The sequence below is a fragment of the Herbidospora daliensis genome, assembly GCF_001570585.1.
Taxonomy (GTDB): domain Bacteria; phylum Actinomycetota; class Actinomycetes; order Streptosporangiales; family Streptosporangiaceae; genus Herbidospora; species Herbidospora daliensis.
The window spans coordinates 1000618-1016747 of record NZ_BBXF01000001.1; the positions used below are offsets into that span (position 1 = coordinate 1000618).

Annotated in this window: 15 protein-coding genes; 8 read left to right on the top strand and 7 right to left on the bottom strand. The window is 70.6% G+C overall.

Annotated features, from left to right (window positions below):
- The first annotated feature begins 98 nt into the window (after positions 1 to 98).
- From AW274_RS03940 to AW274_RS03955, 4 genes are read left to right on the top strand one after another with little or no spacing between them, the layout of a single operon-like run.
- Positions 99 to 1283, top strand: a complete 1185-nt coding sequence (locus tag AW274_RS03940) for a thiolase family protein (RefSeq protein WP_062429395.1) — start codon at positions 99 to 101, stop codon at positions 1281 to 1283.
- On the top strand, positions 1280 to 3271 hold the full coding sequence (locus AW274_RS03945) for a 3-hydroxyacyl-CoA dehydrogenase NAD-binding domain-containing protein (protein WP_062429397.1): 1992 nt from the start codon (positions 1280 to 1282) through the stop codon (positions 3269 to 3271). Before AW274_RS03940 ends, AW274_RS03945 begins: the two co-directional genes overlap by 4 nt.
- A gap of 11 nt (positions 3272 to 3282) precedes the next feature.
- Entirely contained in the window at positions 3283 to 3885 is a 603-nt protein-coding gene (locus AW274_RS03950) for a LysE family translocator (RefSeq protein ID WP_062429399.1), read from the top strand.
- 20 nt (positions 3886 to 3905) lie between these two features.
- Positions 3906 to 4511, top strand: a complete 606-nt coding sequence (locus AW274_RS03955; protein ID WP_083973814.1) for a DedA family protein — start codon at positions 3906 to 3908, stop codon at positions 4509 to 4511.
- Here AW274_RS03955 and dxs read toward each other — a convergent pair.
- Positions 4508 to 6385, bottom strand: coding sequence for a 1-deoxy-D-xylulose-5-phosphate synthase (gene dxs, locus AW274_RS03960; protein WP_062429403.1), 1878 nt, complete (start codon positions 6383 to 6385; stop codon positions 4508 to 4510). The genes AW274_RS03955 and dxs overlap by 4 nt on opposite strands.
- 124 nt (positions 6386 to 6509) lie before the next feature.
- Here dxs and AW274_RS03965 point away from each other — a divergent pair, with 124 nt between their 5' ends.
- The 4 genes from AW274_RS03965 (at position 6510) to AW274_RS03980 (ending at position 10259) form a co-directional block, all read left to right on the top strand.
- Positions 6510 to 7280 (top strand): neutral zinc metallopeptidase, encoded by a 771-nt coding sequence (locus tag AW274_RS03965; RefSeq protein ID WP_198169001.1) that lies wholly within the window; start codon positions 6510 to 6512, stop codon positions 7278 to 7280.
- 98 nt (positions 7281 to 7378) lie between these two features.
- Positions 7379 to 8233: a neutral zinc metallopeptidase gene (locus AW274_RS03970; RefSeq protein ID WP_157519752.1), complete on the top strand. Its 855-nt coding sequence runs from the start codon at positions 7379 to 7381 to the stop codon at positions 8231 to 8233.
- A gap of 64 nt (positions 8234 to 8297) precedes the next feature.
- Entirely contained in the window at positions 8298 to 8777 is a 480-nt protein-coding gene (locus AW274_RS03975; RefSeq protein WP_062429410.1) for a MarR family winged helix-turn-helix transcriptional regulator, read from the top strand.
- 60 nt (positions 8778 to 8837) lie between these two features.
- Positions 8838 to 10259: an MFS transporter gene (locus tag AW274_RS03980; RefSeq protein WP_062429412.1), complete on the top strand. Its 1422-nt coding sequence runs from the start codon at positions 8838 to 8840 to the stop codon at positions 10257 to 10259.
- Here the strand turns inward: AW274_RS03980 and AW274_RS03985 are convergent.
- The 6 genes from AW274_RS03985 to AW274_RS04010 form a co-directional block, all read right to left on the bottom strand.
- Complete coding sequence (locus AW274_RS03985; protein WP_062429414.1) at positions 10207 to 11427, bottom strand: ROK family transcriptional regulator; 1221 nt, start codon at positions 11425 to 11427, stop codon at positions 10207 to 10209. The two genes, AW274_RS03980 and AW274_RS03985, sit on opposite strands and share 53 nt — an antisense overlap.
- 43 nt (positions 11428 to 11470) lie before the next feature.
- A complete protein-coding gene (locus AW274_RS03990) occupies positions 11471 to 12724 on the bottom strand; it encodes a sugar ABC transporter permease (RefSeq protein WP_062429416.1) in 1254 nt (417 codons plus the stop codon).
- Positions 12721 to 13497 (bottom strand): ATP-binding cassette domain-containing protein, encoded by a 777-nt coding sequence (locus AW274_RS03995; RefSeq protein WP_062429418.1) that lies wholly within the window; start codon positions 13495 to 13497, stop codon positions 12721 to 12723. Before AW274_RS03995 ends, AW274_RS03990 begins: the two co-directional genes overlap by 4 nt.
- A 77-nt stretch (positions 13498 to 13574) precedes the next feature.
- The gene (locus tag AW274_RS04000; protein ID WP_062429420.1) at positions 13575 to 14705 is read right to left on the bottom strand and encodes a sugar ABC transporter substrate-binding protein; all 1131 of its coding nucleotides are present in this window, start codon (positions 14703 to 14705) and stop codon (positions 13575 to 13577) included.
- Positions 14706 to 14946: 241 nt separating this feature from the next.
- Positions 14947 to 15609 carry an SdpI family protein gene (locus AW274_RS04005; RefSeq protein ID WP_062429422.1) on the bottom strand — a complete coding sequence of 221 codons (663 nt, stop codon included), beginning with the start codon at positions 15607 to 15609 and terminating at the stop codon, positions 14947 to 14949.
- Positions 15606 to 15926: a metalloregulator ArsR/SmtB family transcription factor gene (locus AW274_RS04010; protein ID WP_062429423.1), complete on the bottom strand. Its 321-nt coding sequence runs from the start codon at positions 15924 to 15926 to the stop codon at positions 15606 to 15608. The genes AW274_RS04005 and AW274_RS04010 overlap by 4 nt, the downstream gene beginning before the upstream one ends.
- Between the last annotated feature and the right edge of the window lie 204 nt (positions 15927 to 16130).

Below are 16130 nucleotides of genomic sequence, written 5' to 3' on the forward strand. Positions count from 1 at the left end.
AGAATCCTCCCGGAAAGCGATTTCCAAGTATGCCGCACAACCGGCTAGTTACTCGCGAGTAGCATTAGGGTGTCAGCCCACGCAGATAGGGAGATACCGTGCCCGCGTCACGTGAAGTCGTCTTCGTCGACGGCGTTCGCACGCCGTTCGGCAAGTCGGGGCCGAAGGGCCTCTACGCCGAGACCAGGGCGGACGATCTGGTCGTCCGCGTCATCCGCGAACTGCTGCGCCGCAACCCGTCGTTGCCGCCCGAGCGGGTCGACGAGGTCGCCGTCGCGGCCACCACCCAGATCGGCGACCAGGGCCTCACGATCGGGCGTTCGGCCGCGATCCTGGCCGGTCTGCCCAAGACCGTTCCCGGCTACGCCATCGACCGCATGTGCGCGGGGGCGATGACCGCCGTGACGACCGTGGCGGGCGGGATCTCCTTCGGGGCCTACGACGTCGCCATCGCCGGGGGCGTCGAGCACATGGGGCGCCACCCGATGGGCGAGGGGGTCGACCCCAACCCGCGCTTCCTGTCGGAGCAGCTCGTCGACGGGTCCGCGCTGGTCATGGGCATGACGGCGGAGAACCTGCACGACCGCTACCCGGCGATCACCAAGCAGCGGGCCGACGCCTACGCCGTGCTCTCCCAGGAGCGGGCCGCCAAGGCGTACGCCGACGGGGTGATCCAGCCCGACCTGGTGCCGATGGCGACCCGGAAGGCCGCCGAGGGCTGGGGGCTGGCCACCGCCGACGAGGCGATGCGGCCGGGCACCTCCATGGAGGGGCTGGCCAATCTCAAGACGCCCTTCCGGCCCCACGGCAACGTGACGGCGGGCAACGCCTCCGGCATCAACGACGGCGCGACCGGCTGCATCGTGGCCGCCGAGGACGTCGCGGCCGAGCTCGGGCTGACCGGGCGCATGCGCCTGGTGTCCTACGCGTTCGCGGGCGTCGACCCCGAGCTGATGGGGGTCGGGCCGATCCCCTCGACCGAGCGGGCGCTGCGGCTGGCGGGGCTGTCGATCGGCGACATCGGGCTGTTCGAGATCAACGAGGCGTTCGCCGTCCAGGTGCTGGCCTTCCTCGACCACTTCGGCATCGCCGACGACGACCCCCGGGTGAACCCCTACGGTGGCGCCATCGCCTACGGCCACCCGCTGGCCTCCAGCGGCGTGCGGCTGATGACGCAGTTGTCGCGCAGCATGGCCGAGCACCCCGAGGTCCGCTACGGCATCACCACCATGTGCGTCGGCCTCGGCATGGGCGGCACCGTCATCTGGGAGAACCTGGCATGAGCGAACTCGTCACCCACGCCCTGGTCCGCGACGTCGAGCTCCCCTACGGCGCCGGCACGATGGCGCTGATCACCCTCGACAACGGCGAGGACCACACCAAGCCGAACACGTTCGGCGAGGGCGGCCTCAACGAGCTGAAGAACGCCCTCGACGCGATCGAGAAGCGCACCGACCTGGCCGCCGTCGGGGTCACCGGCAAGCCGTTCATCTTCGCCGTGGGGGCCGACCTGAAGGAGGCCGCCACGATCACCGACCGGGAGCAGGCCCACCTCGTCGGCCGGTTGGGGCACGCCGTGTTCCGGCGGCTCGGCGAGTTGCCGATCCCGTCGTTCGCGTTCGTGAACGGCGCCGCGATGGGCGGCGGCCTGGAGCTGGCGCTCCACTGCACGTACCGGACGATCTCCGCCGGGGTGCCGGCGGTCGCCTTCCCCGAGTGTTTCCTCGGGCTGGTGCCGGGCTGGGGCGGGACCTACCTGACGCCCCGGCTGATCGGGCCCGAGAAGGCGATCAAGCTGATCGTCGAGAACCCGCTGTCGCAGAACCGCATGGTCAAGGGGCCGGAGGCCTACGGGCTGGGGCTCGCCGACGCGCTGTTCGAGCCGGCCGACTTCCTGGAGGAGTCGCTGCGCTGGGCCGCCAGGGTGGTCAACGGCGACGTCGTCGTCGACCGGCCGGGGCACGACGCCGTCGACTGGGCGCCCGTCGTCGAGCAGGCCCGCCAGCTGGTCGATCTGAAGATCCACGGGGCGGCGCCGGCTGCGTACCGGGCCCTGGAGCTCATCGAGAAGGCCCGCACGAGCGGCCGCGACACCGGTTTCGCGGCCGAGGACGACGCGCTGGCCGACCTGATCATGAGCGACGAGCTGCGCGCCGGGCTCTACGCCTTCGACCTGACGCAGCGGCGGGCCAAGAAGCCGGCCGGGGTGCCCGAGGTGCCGGGCCGCGCGATCACCAAGATCGGCGTGGTCGGCGCGGGGCTGATGGCCTCGCAGTTCGCGCTGCTGTTCGCGCGGCGGCTGCAGGTGCCGGTCGTGCTGACCGACCTCGACCAGGAACGCGTCGACAAGGGCGTCGGGTACGTCCACCAGGAGGCCGACACGCTCCGGGCCAAGGGCCGGATCACCGCCGACCAGGCCACCCGGCTGAAGAAGCTGGTCACCGGGTCGCTGACCAAGGAGGCGTTCGCCGACGCCGACTTCGTCATCGAGGCGGTGTTCGAGGACCTCCAGGTCAAGCAGAAGGTGTTCGCCGAGGTCGAGGAGGTCGTCTCCGACACCTGCGTGCTGGCGACCAACACCTCGTCCCTGTCGGTCACCGAGATGGCCTCGCAGCTGCGGCGTCCCGAGCGGCTCGTCGGCTTCCACTTCTTCAACCCGGTCGCAGTCATGCCGCTGCTGGAGATCGTGCGCGGCGAGCGCACCGACGACGCGACGGTGGCGACCGCGTTCACCGCGGCCAAGCAACTGCGCAAGTCGGCGGTGCTGGTCAAGGACGCGCCCGCGTTCGTGGTCAACCGGCTGCTCACCCGGTTCATGGGCGAGGTGCTGGCCTCGGTCGACAGCGGCACCTCCGCCGACGTCGCCGACCACGCGCTCGACGGGCTCGGCCTGCCGATGACGCCGTTCACGCTGCTCAAGCTGGTCGGCCCGGCGGTCGCGCTGCACGTCGCCGAGACCATGAACGCCGCCTACCCCGACCGGTTCCTGGTGTCGGCCGCGCTGGCGCGGATGGTCGCCACCGGCGGCGACACGCTCGACCCGGGCCGCGGGTTCGTCTCGAACGAGCAGGAGGTGCGGGAGCGGGCGCTGCGCGGGCTGGCGGAGGAGATCCGCATCATGCTCGACGAGGGGGTCGTCTCCGCGCCGCAGGACATCGACCTGTGCCTGATCCTGGGCGCGGGCTGGCCGTTCCACCTGGGGGGCATCACGCCCTACCTCGACCGGACCGGCGTCTCCGAGGCGGTCAACGGAGCCCGGTTCCTCCCTTAGGCTCCCGTGATGTGCGGGAACTGATGCTCGGAATCGGCCTCGGCCTCGGCGCCGGGGTCGCGCCGGGCGCGCTGCTCGGCCTGGTCGTCACCGCGAGCCTTCGCGGGGGCTTCCCGGCCGGGCTGCGCATGGCGTGCGTGCCGCTGCTCTCCGACCTGCCCGTCGTGGTGCTCTCGATCGTGCTCGCGGGCGCGCTCCCCTCGGGTCTGCTGCGGGGTCTGTCGATCGCCGGGGGCCTGTACGTCGTCTACCTCGGCGCCGAGGCCGTCGTCGCGGCCCGTACGGCCGTCCTCCCGGCCCCCGACGAGCGGGTGCGCGCGCCGGTCGGCAAGGGCGTGCTGGTCAACCTGATGAACCCGCACCCGTGGTTGTTCTGGATCACCGTGGGCGGGCCGCTCGTCGTGGCCGCCTGGGAGAAGGGCGTCGGCCCGGCCGCCGCGTTCATGGTCGGTTTCTACCTGCTGCTCGTCGGCGCGAAGGTGGTCCTGGCCGGGCTGGTGGCGGCCGGACGGCACCGGCTCGGCCCGCGCGGCTACCGCGCGACGCTGGCCGCGAGCGGGCTGCTGCTGGCCGCGGCCGGGGTGTGGCTGGTGGTCCAAGGCGTGGCCGGGTAGCCGCTGGGCAGAGGGAGACGATGCTCGATGCCGTGGACCAGCTGCTCACCTGGCTGACCGACCAGAGTCCGATCCTCGTCGCCACCGTCACCCTCCTCTACGTCGCGCTCGAAGGCATGCTGCTCATCGGCGTGATCGTGCCCGGCGACCTGTCGCTGATCATCGCCGGGACCACCGTCGACAGCATCCCCGAAGGGCCGCTGGTGGTCGCGGGCGGCCTGGGCGGCGTCGCGGTGAGCGCGTTCTCGGGCCACTGGATCGGCCGTCACTTCGGCCCGAGGGTGCGGGCGAGCAGGCTGGGCCGGTGGGTCGGCGACGAGAAGTGGAAACAGGCCGAAGAGGTGCTGCACGGCAGCGGCTGGCTGATCGCGCTGACCTACTTCGTGCCGGGCCTGAACGCGCTGACCCCGGTCTTGGCCGGGATCCTGAACATGCCGCGCCGCCGGTTCGGCTTGTGGGCCATGACCGGCGGCGCGATCTGGGTGGTCGGTTACGTCACCCTCGGCGCGCTCGCCGGTGAGGCGGCCCGCCAGAACGAGGGGCTGATCATGCCGATCGCGGCCGGGGTCGCGGTGGTCGCGGCCACGATCGGCTTCGTGGTCAGACGGGTCGTCGCGAAGCGCTAGAACTCCAGGGTGGCGCGGCGGCGCAGCGCGTCGGCAAGCTCGCCCGCCAGGTCGATCGCGGTGAGCCCGGCGTCGGCCAGGATCTTCGGCCGCTTGGCGTGGTTGAGGAACTCCTGGGCCAGCCCGAAGTTGCGCACCGGCACGTCGATGTCGTGGTCGCGCAGCAGCCGCGAGACGGCGTCGCCGACCGCGCCGACGCGGCCGTTGTCCTCGACCACCGCGACCAGCTTGTGGGCGGCGGCCAGCAGGGTCAGCGACTCGTCGAGCGGCTTGACCCAGCGGGGGTCGACGACCGTGACGGAGATGCCCTGCGCGGCCAGCAGCCCGGCGGCGTCGAGGCTGACCTCGGCCATCGGGCCCACCGCGACGATGAGCACGTCGGGCTCGCCCTCGCCCTCGCGCAGCAGCTCCATCGAGCCGATCTCGCCGATCGCCTCGACCTCCTTGACCAGCGCGCCCTTGGGGAACCGCACCACGGTCGGGCCGTCGGTGACGGCCAGCGCCTCGCCGAGCAGCTCGCGCAGCCGCACGGCGTCGCGCGGCACCGCGACCTGGAGGCCGGGCACGACCTGGAGGATCGACAGGTCCCACATGCCGTTGTGGCTGGCGCCGTCGTCGCCGGTCACGCCGGCCCGGTCGAGCACCACGGTGACGGGGAGCCGGTGGAGGGCGACGTCCATGAGCAACTGGTCGAAGGCGCGGTTGAGGAAGGTCGCGTAGACCGCGACGACCGGCTTCATGCCGCCGACGCACAGGCCCGCCGCGCTGGTCAGGGCATGCTGCTCGGCGATGCCGACGTCGAAGATGCGGTCGGGGTAGAGGGCGGCGAAGTCGGCCAGGCCGGTCGGGTGGAGCATCGCGGCGGTGATGGCGACCACGTCGGGCCGCTCGGCGCCGACGCGGACCATCTCGGCGCTGAACACGTCGGTCCAGCCGAGCTGCTTGGGCCGCTCCTCGCCGGTGACGATGTCGAAGGGCTGCGGGGCGTGGAAGCAGTCTTCGTCGTGGTTCTCGGCCGGTTCGTAGCCCTGGCCCTTCTTGGTCACGACGTGGACGATGACCGGGCCGCCGTAGGACTTGGCCTTGCGGAGGGCGGACTCCATCGCGGGCTCGTCGTGGCCGTCGATCGGGCCGACGTACTTGATGCCGAGGTCTTCGAACATGACCTGCGGGGCCAGGACGTCCTTCAGGCCCTTCTTGATGCCGTGGAGGGTGTCGTAGAGGACCGGCACGTTGCCGAACTTGTCCTTGACGAACTCCAGGACCTGCTCGTAGCTCTGGGTGACGCGCAGCTTGGCCAGGTGGGTGGCCAGGCCGCCGATCGTCGGGGAGTAGGAGCGGCCGTTGTCGTTGACCACGATGACCAGCGGCAGGTCCTTGGTCAGCGCGATGTTGTTGAGCGCCTCCCAGGCCATGCCGCCGGTGAGGGCGCCGTCGCCGATGACGGCGACGACGTGGCGGCCGTCGCCCGCCAGGCGGAAGCCCTTGGCGATGCCGTCGCCCCACGAGAGGGCGGTGGAGGCGTGGGAGTTCTCGACGATGTCGTGGGGCGACTCGGCCTGGCTCGGGTAGCCCGACAGGCCGCCCTCCTGGCGCAGGCCGTCGAACTGGTCGGCCCGGCCGGTCAGCATCTTGTGGACGTAGGACTGGTGGCCGGTGTCCCAGACGACGCGGTCGCGGGGAGAGTCGAAGACACGGTGGATCGCGATCGTCAGCTCGACCACCCCCAGGTTGGGACCCAGGTGACCACCCGCCTTCGAGTTCGCGACGGAGCGGACCAGAAGGTCACGGATCTCCTCGGCGAGCCGGGGCAGCTCGCTCGCGTCGAGTGCTTTGAGGTCGGTCGGTCCGCTCAGGGACTCCAGAAGGCCCACTGCGATTCCTTTCCCGTTCGCCGTCGAACAGTAGGAGTGTAGTTCGACAGTGCCCGGCTTCCGGCTCCGAGGCCTGGGGAATCCCTTTACGCGTGGTTGGCTTGTCCCCTACCCTCCTGATTTCGTGCGAAAAATCATTCCCTTACTCCTCGCGGGCTTGGTGGCGCCGCTTCTTGCGCCCGGAACGGTCCACGCACGGCCTGTTCCCACCGGTCTGTCCGCTCTCACGAAGAACCCGATCTACGCCTCCGGCAAGCTGCCGGTGCGGTCGTGTCCCGAATACTCCACGACGATCGAGGACTTCCTCACCGCGCAGAACTACCTGCGCGAGGCGGCCGAGTGCCTCGACGCCTCCTGGACCACCTTCTTCAAGAAGGCCAAGCTGCCCTTCCGCAAGCCGGGCATGGAGTTCATCAGCAAGCCGACCAAGACCCGTGCGTGCGGGAACATGGACGGCTTCTGGGGCGGCGCCTACTGCCACGACACCCAGGGACTGGTCGTCCTGGTCGACGGCTGGATGCTGGAGTACGAGGGCTCGCCCTTCCTCTTCTATGTGCTGGCGCACGAGTACGGCCACCACGTGCAGCAGCGGGCGGGCATCATCAAGGCCCACGACAAGCTGGCGCCCAAGAGCACCAAGGCCGCCTACAAGTGGCACGCCCGCCTGGAGCTGCAGGCCGACTGCCTCTCCGGGGCGTTCCTGCGCAGCATCTGGGCCTCCACGGGGCGCGACTCCCACGACTGGCAGCAGATGCTGACGTACATCAAGGAGGACATGGGCGACCCGACCCACGGCGGCGGCAAGAGCCGGGCGGTCTGGACCGACCGCGGCTTCAAGGCCGGTTCGCCGAGCGCGTGCAACACCTTCAAGGCCCCGGCCTCACAGGTGGCCTGACCTGCGGTGCGGCGGTCATCCACCGGGATGACCGCCGTAAATATGCATATTTACCCGACTTTACTCGTCAATAAGACCTGCAATATGGTCTGCAAACCATGCGAAAACCCCTGATCGCACTGGCCTCCGGCGCACTTTCCGTCCTCGTCGTGACGGGCTCCGCCGCTCAGGCCACCTCCTCTCCCCCGCCCCTGGCCGCCGCGCCGTCGACGGCGGCCGCCCCGGCCCCGATGGCCGCCGCACCCGCCGCCGCGAAGCGCGGGTTCCCCACGGTGCTGACGAAGAACCGGCTCTACCGGTCGGGCGCCGTGGACTCCTTCGCCTGCTCCCCAGGGGAGCCGCGCGCCGGCAGCGCCAACTCGCTCAAGACCTACCTGCTCAAGGTCGCCCGCTGCGTCAACCAGATGTACGCCCGCCAGTTCCGCGCGGCCGGCCTGGGCGCCTACCGGGTGCCGAAGATCATCATCAGGGCCGCCGGCACCAAGACGCCGTGCGGCAAGCTCAGCAACACCTACACCGCGCACTACTGCCCGTCGTCGCAGACCATCTACCAGTTCCTCCCGAAGGCCACGATCCGCAACCCGTGGGGCCTGACGCTGGCCAAGACCATGGCCCACGAGATCGGCCACCACGCCCAGCAGCGCGCCGGCATCGTGCCGGCGTTCAACCGGCTCTACGCGCAGGCGCGCACCAAGACGGCCCGCAACTACCTGAGCCACCGGGTCGAGCAGCAGGCCGAGTGCATGGCCGGGGTCTTCCTCGGGGCCACGCAGGAGAGCCTGCCGGTCATCTTCGAGGAGTGGGGCCAGGTCGTCGACTGGGCCGCCAAGCACGCCTCCGACACCGTCCACGGCAAGGGCCGCAACCAGGCCTTCTGGCTGGAGCGCGGGTTCGACTCGCAGTCGTTCCTGTCGTGCAACACCTGGACCGCGCCCAACGCGCGCGTCGCCTAGCCGTCCCGTCACGTCCTCCCGTCACGGACGATCCGGTACGGGAGCGGTTGACTATCCTGACGGGATGGCGCCCTCCCGTACCGAACCGGATCTGTCGTTCCTGCTCGACCACACCAGCCACGTGCTGCGGACCCGGATGGCGGCGGCGCTGGCCGAGATCGGGCTGACCGCCCGCATGCACTGCGTGCTCGTGCACGCCCTCGAAGAGGAGCGCACCCAGATCCAGCTCGCCGAGATCGGCGACATGGACAAGACCACGATGGTGGTCACCGTCGACGCCTTGGAGCAGGCGGGCCTGGCCGAGCGGCGGCCGTCGAGCACCGACCGGCGGGCCCGGATCATCGCCGTCACCGAGAAGGGCGCCGAGGTCGCCGCGGAGAGTCAGCGCATCGCCGACCGCGTCCACCGCGAGGCGCTCGACGCCCTGTCTGACGAGGAGGGGCGCACCCTCGTCGGGCTGCTGACCCGGCTGACGCGGGGACATCTGGCGACCCCGGTCGAGGCCCCCCAGAACGCGCGCCGCGCCCGGCAACGCGTCCGTTAATCGTCTACAACAAAACTATCTGCTACGGTCGCTTCTGTTCCCCCCGAACAGGAGACGACCATGTCCCGTTGGCTCGCGTTGGCGGTCCTGTCGACCGCCATGCTGATGACCATCCTCGACGGCAGCATCGTGACCGTGGCGCTGCCCGCCATCCAGCACGACCTCGGCTTCACCTCCGCCGCCCTGAGCTGGACGGTCAACGCCTACCTGATCCCCTTCGGCGGCCTGCTCCTGCTCTCCGGACGGCTCGGCGACCTGATCGGCCGCAAACGGGTGTTCCTGGCCGGCAACGCCGTCTTCGTCGCGGCCTCCCTGCTGGCCGGGCTGGCCGCCACCCCCGAACTGCTGATCGCCGCCCGGTTCCTGCAGGGCGCGGGCAGCGCGCTGGCCTCCTCGGTCGTGCTCGGCATCCTGGTGACCCTGTTCACCGACCCCGCGGAACGGGCGAGGGCGATCGGGGTGTTCAGCTTCACCGGCGCGGCCGGGGCGTCCATCGGGCAGGTGCTCGGCGGGGTGCTCACCGACACGCTCGACTGGCACTGGATCTTCTTCGTCAACGTGCCGATCGGGCTGGCCACGATCGTGCTGGCCGTCAGGGTGCTGCCCGCCGAGCGCGGCACCGGCCTGTCGGCCGGGGCCGACGTCGCCGGCGCGCTGCTGGTCACCGCCGGGCTGATGCTGGGCGTCTACACCGTGGTCGGCGTCGAGGCGCACGACACCGGGCGCACCCTCGCCTACGGCTGCCTGTCGGTGGTGCTGCTGGCCGCCTTCCTCGTGCGGCAGGCCACCGCGCGCACCCCGCTGATGCCGCTGCGGGTGTTCCGGTCGAGGAACGTGTCGGGCGCGAACGCGGTGCAGGTCCTCGCGCTGTCGGCGATGTTCTCGTTCCAGATCCTGGTCGCCCTCTACATGCAGCGGGTGCTCGGCTACGGCGCCCTGGCCACCGGCCTGGCCATGCTGCCGGCCGCCGTCGCGATCGGCGGGGTGTCGCTGTTCGTCTCGGCCCGGCTCAACGACCGGTACGGCGCCCGGACCGTGCTGCTCGCCGGGCTGGTGCTGCTGGTGGCCGCGATGGGCTGGCTGACCCGGGTGCCGGTGGACGCCGACTACGTCGCCGACCTGCTGCCGGTGATGCTGCTCATCGCCGGGGGCGGGCTGGTGCTGCCCGCGCTGACCAACCTCGGCATGTCGGACGCCCGCGCCGACGACGCCGGGCTGGCCTCGGGCCTGTTCAACACCACCCAGCAGATCGCCATGGCCCTCGGGGTGGCGGTGCTGTCGACGCTGGCGGCGGGCCGCACCCAGGGCCTGCTCGACGGGGGCGCGCCGGCGGCGGTCGCGCTGACCGGGGGCTACCGGCTGGCGTTCACGGTGTCGGCGGGGCTGCTCGCGGCCGCCTTCGTCGTCGCCCTGGTGGTGCTGCGGCCGGTCAGACGCTCATCCGCGCGAGCACCTCGAGCGGGTCGGCGAGTACCTTCGTGAAGGCGAGTTCGGCGGCCCCGACCAGCGTCGCGTCGTCACCGAGCTCCGAGGTGCGCAGCCGCAGCGTCTCCCGCAGCGCGGGGTGGGTGGCCAGGTTGAGGCGGCTGCGGACCTGCGCGGCCGAGCCGAGATAGATCTCGCGCAGGGTGCCGCCGAAGATGACGACCTCGGGGTTGAAGACGTTGACCAGGTTGGCGACGCCGATGCCGAGCCAGTCGCCCACCCGGTGGAGCGCGTCCTGAGCGATTATGTCGCCGCGGTCGGCCGCCTCGACCACCGCGTGGATGCCGTCGCGGCCCCGGCCCGCCGCCAGGCGCTGGATGCCGGAGCTGCCGGCGTGCTCCAGCAGCGCCCGCTCCCCCACCTCGGCCTCCAGGCAGCCGTGAGAGCCGCAGCCGCAGGGCCGGCCGCCGGGGTTGACCACCATGTGGCCGACCTCGCCGCCGTAACCGGCCGCGCCGCCGAGCAGCTGGCCGTTGACCACGATGCCGCCGCCGATGCCGACGTCGCCGTGCAGGTAGACGAGGTCGCGGCAGCCGGTGCCGGTGCCCCGGGTGTGCTCGGCGAGCGCGCCCAGGTTGGCGTCGTTGCCGACGGTCACCGGCAGGCCCATGGCCAGGCGCTTGGACAGCTCCTCGCCGAACGGGCCGTCTTCCATTTCGAGGTTGGGGCTGAAGCGCACGAGGCCGTCGGTCTTGCGCACCGCGCCGCAGAACGCCGCGGCCGCGCCGACGCAGACGGTGTCGGCCCGGGTCTTGCGGTGCATCTGGCGGGCGAACCCGGCCAGCGTGGCGACCGACTCGTTGAGGTCGAACGCGCCGCGCGGGCGCACCGCCCACCGGCGGTCGAGGATGACCCCGCCCAGCCCCACCCGGGCGGCGACCAGCCGGTCGACGCCCACGTCGAAGGCGAGCACGTAGACCCGCGAGGACTCGGGCCGGACCACCAGTGACGGGCGGCCGGCCCGGCCGGTCTCCTTCGGCAGTTCCTCGCGCACCAGACCGGCCGCGGTGAGGTCGGCCGTCAGCGCCATGATGGTGCTGCGGTTCAGCCCCATGCGGCTGGTCAGTTCGGCACGCGAGGTCGGACCGCCGAGGTGGACGTGGCGCAGCAGGGTGCCGAGGTTGTGCCTGCGGATCTCCTCCTGAGAGGGACCTGCGCGCAGCATGCGTCCTGCCTCTGGTGCCGGGGGGTCGTCGGTCGCGCTCACCCTATCGGCGGCCGGATGCCGACGCCCGCTTACGGGAGAGGGCGTCCACACCCGCCGCGAGCAGCAGCACCGCGCCGGTGACCACGTACTTCACGCTGGAGCTGTAACCCATCAGGCCCATGCCGTTGATGACGACCGCGACGACCGCGCCGCCGAGGATGGCGTCGAGGGCCCGGCCCTTGCCGCCGAACAGCGACGTGCCGCCGATGACCGCCGCGCCGACCGCGAACAGCAGCACGTTGCTGCCGCCCGTGTTCGGGTCGACGGAGTTGGCGCGGGAGGCCGCGATGATGCCGCCGACGGAGGCCATGAAGGAACAGATGACGAACGCGGAGATCTTGATCCGGTCGACGTTGATGCCGGCCCGGCGGGCCGCCTCGGCGTTGCCGCCGACGGCGTAGATGTGCCGCCCGAACCGGGTGCGGCGCAGCACGAACGTCCAGACCAGCAGCAGCACCAGGATGATCGGCACCACGACCGGCACGCCCGTCAGGGAGATGACGCCCGGGTTGCGGCTGCGCTCCAGGTTCAGCACCCACACGGCGAAGCCCGACGCGACGGCGAGCGCGCCGACGCGGACGGCGATCAGCGACAGCGGGTCGGTGACCAGGCCGCGGCCCGCCCTGCGGCGGTTGTTGAGCAGCTGGAGACCGGCGTAGGCGACCACGCCGACGACCACGAGCGCCCAGCCGAGCCACGGGTACATGTTCTCGTTGGCGATGGCCAGGATGACCGAGTCGCGGATCGAGATGTTGGTGCCCTCGTCGAGCAGGATCAGCACGACGCCCTGGAAGGCCAGGAAGGCGGCCAGCGTCACGACGAACGACGGGATGCCGAGCTTGGCCACCAGCCAGCCGATGATCAGGCCGATGACGACGCCGACGAGCATCGCGGCGGCGACGGCGGCGTACCAGGGCCAGCCCTCGTTGGTGAGCAGCACGCCGAGGAAGGCCGCGCAGACGCCCGACGCGAAGCCGGCCGACAGGTCGATCTCGCCCAGCAGCAGGACGAAGACCAGGCCCATCGCGATGACGGTGACGCCCGCGCCCTGGGTGAACAGGTTGGCGAAGTTGACCGGCGACAGGAAGACCGGCGAGAGGATCGCGAAGACCGTGCACAGCACGATGAGCCCGATGACCGCCGGGAGGGCGCCGAGTTCACCTCCGCGCACCCGCTCCACGTAGTCGCGGACCTGCTTGTTCAGCCCGGCGGACGGCGCGACGGCCTTCTCCTCCGGGGCGGTTGTGGTGGTCATGCGGTCGCTTCCTTGCCGTTCTGCAGGCCGAGCTCCCCGCTGCGCCCGGCCGTGATGAGCTCCACGATCTGGGAGTGGGTGACGTCGGAGGTCTTCACCTGGGCGGCCATGCGGCCGAGGTACAACGCGGCGATCCGGTCGGAGACCGCGAAGACGTCGTTCATGTTGTGCGAGATGAGCACGACGGCCAGGCCCTTGTCGGCCAGACGGCGGACCAGCTCCAGGACCTGCGCGGTCTGCGCGACGCCGAGGGCGGCGGTCGGCTCGTCGAGGATGACGACCTTGCTGTTCCACAAAACGGCCTTGGCGATGGCGACCGTCTGCCGCTGGCCGCCGGACAGGCTGGAGACGTGCTGGCGGAGGGACTTGACCGTCCGGACCGAGAGGCCCACGAGGGTCTTGGCCGCCATCTCCTCCATCGTGTCCTCGTCGAGGACCAGGCCGCGCTTGCGCTCCCGGCCGAGGAACATGTTCTGGACGATGTCGAGGTTGTCGCAGAGCGCGAGGTCCTGGTAGACGATCTCGACGCCGAGGGCGGCGGCGTCGCGGGGGCCGCCGACGCTCACCTGCTTGCCCTCGAAGTAGTACTCGCCCGAGTCGAAGGGGTGGATGCCCCCGATGCACTTGACGAGGGTGGACTTACCGGCGCCGTTGTCGCCGACAAGAGCGGTCACCTCTCCGGGATACACCGAAAAGGCGACATCGTGAAGAACCTGCACGGGGCCGAAGCTCTTGTCGATTCCGCGCAGTTCCAGAACGGGTGCCGTGGACACGATGGGCTACTCCTGGTTCCAGAGAGAGGGGTACGGCCCACGCGTCGAGCGTGCGTGGGCCGTACCCCCGGAATGACTTAGCTGATTCCGGCTTCGGTGCACATGGCGGCGAAGTCGCCGGTGCACAGCTCTTCCTTCGTGACGTAGCCGTCGGCGACGACGTCCTTCACGTTCTCCTTGTAGATGGCGACCGGGGTCAGCAGGACGGCCGGCACGTCGGCGCCGGTCTCGGTGTCCTTGACGGTGCCGGTGGCGGCGGGCTTCTCACCCTTGGCCAGGGCGATGGCCAGCTGCGCGGTGGCGTCGGCCTCCTGCTTGACGGCCTTGTAGACGGTCATGCACTGGTCGCCGGCGAGGATGTTCTGCAGGCCCTGCGCGGTGGCGTCCTGGCCGGTGACCGGGACCTTGCCGTTGAGGTTGTTCTTCTTCAGCACCGCGATGGCGGCGTTGCCGAGGCCGTCGTTCGCGGCGAGCACGCCGGCGATCTTCGGCTCCTTGGTGAGCTGCTGCTCGAAGAGGGTGCCGGCCTGGGCGTTGTCCCAGTCGGGAACCGAGTCCTCCGGGCCCTTGACGTAGTCGCCCGAGTCGAACTTCGGCTTGAGGACGCCGTCGTAACCCTCCTTGAAGAGGGTGGCGTTGTTGTCGGTCGGCGAGCCGTTCAGGTACGAGATGATCGGCTTCTCGGCCTTGGCGTCGTCGAGGCACTTCGACAGGCCCTCGCCCTGGAGCTTGCCCACGGCGGTGTTGTCGAAGGAGACGTAGTAGTCGGCCTTGCCGCCGAGGGTGAGGCGGTCGTAGTCGATGGTGGCGATGCCCTGGGCCTTCGCCTTGTCCAGGACGGCCTTGCCGGTGCCCGAGTCGAGGTTGACGATCGCGAGCACGGTCACGCCGCCGGTGATCATCTGGTCGGCGATGGTCTGGAACTGGTTCTTGTCACCCTGGGCGTTCTGGATGTCGTAGGCGACACCCGCGGCCTTGAACGCCTCTTCGAGGTACTTGCGGTCGGCGGTCTCCCACCGGGCGGAGGACTTGCTGTCGGGGAGGATGACGCCGATCTTGCCCTGGGCGGGCGCGGCGGCGGACGTCGCGGGGGCGGCGCCGGTCGTCTCGGGAGCTGCTCCGGTGCCCTCGTCACCCCCGCCGCACGCGGTGAGACCGAGGGAAAGGGCCGCGAAGGCGGCGCCAATGCTGAGGATCCCCTTGCGCATGATGCGTGGGTCCTTTCTGGCCGGGGGTCTATCGGGGGGTGTGACTCACCTAATGGGTGAATGTTGTTTGAGACAACGTAAGCCCAAGGGAACTTGGGGGAAAGACACGGGACGGTAACGTTTGTTGCCCGGGGTAACAATGAAGAAACGTACCCGCAAAGAAGGCGGGCACCCCACCAAGCGCAGGTAAAAAGCGGAAAGCCGCCCAGGTCACAGACCTGAGCGGCGCTTTGTGAGCAGGTCAGCGCAGGCGGGCCGCCGCGCGCAGCAGCATCACCCCGAAGACGACGGCGATCAGCGCCGCCGCTCCCACCGCGGCCAGCATGGGCGGCACCCAGAACGCCGCCACCGCGCAGACCGCCCCCAGCACGACCATCGCGGCCCCGCCCCAGCGCTGCGACCGCTGCCACGCCAGGGTCCAGCGCCCGAGCGCGTCGTCGCCCCCGACGGCGGACGGCGCGATCTTCGGCAGCACGTTGCCGAGCCCCATGAGCAGCACCCCGAACCCGACCGCCGCCGCCCGCTCCAGCGGGAAGCCATGCCCGGCCGCGGTGAGCAGGAACCCCGTGTGCACCACGATGAGGAACAGCGGCAGCAGCGTGAACAGCACGTTCATGGTCCGGACCTGCGCGTCGGGGCTGGCCACCAGGCGGGGGTCGACGTGCGGCTTGAGCCGGTTGCCGAGCTTCGTGGACGCGACCATGACCGCCGCGATGACCAGCAGCACCCCCGGCGTCGCGGCGACCGCGACGAACTTGGGCACCGCCGAACCGGCCCGCTGCGGGGTGGGGTCGCGGGTCACGACGAGGTCGGGGAGGGAGTCCCACAACGCCACGCCCACGCCGGCCATCACGACCACGCTCAGGGCGGAGACCGCGATCCCCGTCCACGGCCGCTGGTTCATACCGCCTCCTTCATGGGCCGTAACGCGCCCAGCCGGGCGACGGTGGCGTGCTCCTGGCTCATCAGGCCGAAGACCAGGCAGAGCACGTCCTCCATGACGGAGGTGTTGAGCCGGTACCAGATCGTGGTGCCGTCGCGTTCGCCGACGATCAGGTCGGCGTCCTTCAGCACGTTCAGGTGTCCCGACAGGGTGGGCCGGGCGATGGTCAACTGGTCGGCGATCTCGCCGGCCGAGAGCTGGTCGTGTTCGTGCAGGATCCGGAGGACCTCGCGGCGACGGGTGTGCGCGAGTGCCTCGAACGTGCGGCCGGTAACCATGTCTGATCCCCGATCTGCCGGAAGCTGATCACGACTCTAGGGAGGGGTCACGCGGGGCACATCCGGCCCGCGACATGTGCGGGTCACGTCGTCGACCATGACGATCGTCATTGCCGCAAACAGGCACAGATGGGCACTTCTCTTCCCCTGTGCCCCCTCCCCGGGCGCCGTTATGCTCCGCCTATGCCGGACGTCATGCCATTG

Bases quoted from the DNA above. Each gene is read 5' to 3' on its own strand.
- AW274_RS04000 (WP_062429420.1), bottom strand. From the start codon at position 14,705: ATGCGCAAGGGGATCCTCAGCATTGGCGCCGCCTTCGCGGCCCTTTCC.
- AW274_RS03955 (WP_083973814.1), top strand. From the start codon at position 3,906: ATGCTCGATGCCGTGGACCAGCTGCTCACCTGGCTGACCGACCAGAGT.
- AW274_RS03970 (WP_157519752.1), top strand. From the start codon at position 7,379: ATGCGAAAACCCCTGATCGCACTGGCCTCCGGCGCACTTTCCGTCCTC.
- AW274_RS03945 (WP_062429397.1), top strand. From the start codon at position 1,280: ATGAGCGAACTCGTCACCCACGCCCTGGTCCGCGACGTCGAGCTCCCC.
- AW274_RS03980 (WP_062429412.1), top strand. From the start codon at position 8,838: ATGTCCCGTTGGCTCGCGTTGGCGGTCCTGTCGACCGCCATGCTGATG.
- AW274_RS04010 (WP_062429423.1), bottom strand. From the start codon at position 15,926: ATGGTTACCGGCCGCACGTTCGAGGCACTCGCGCACACCCGTCGCCGC.
- AW274_RS03985 (WP_062429414.1), bottom strand. From the start codon at position 11,427: ATGCTGCGCGCAGGTCCCTCTCAGGAGGAGATCCGCAGGCACAACCTC.
- AW274_RS04005 (WP_062429422.1), bottom strand. From the start codon at position 15,609: ATGAACCAGCGGCCGTGGACGGGGATCGCGGTCTCCGCCCTGAGCGTG.
- AW274_RS03975 (WP_062429410.1), top strand. From the start codon at position 8,298: ATGGCGCCCTCCCGTACCGAACCGGATCTGTCGTTCCTGCTCGACCAC.
- AW274_RS03990 (WP_062429416.1), bottom strand. From the start codon at position 12,724: ATGACCACCACAACCGCCCCGGAGGAGAAGGCCGTCGCGCCGTCCGCC.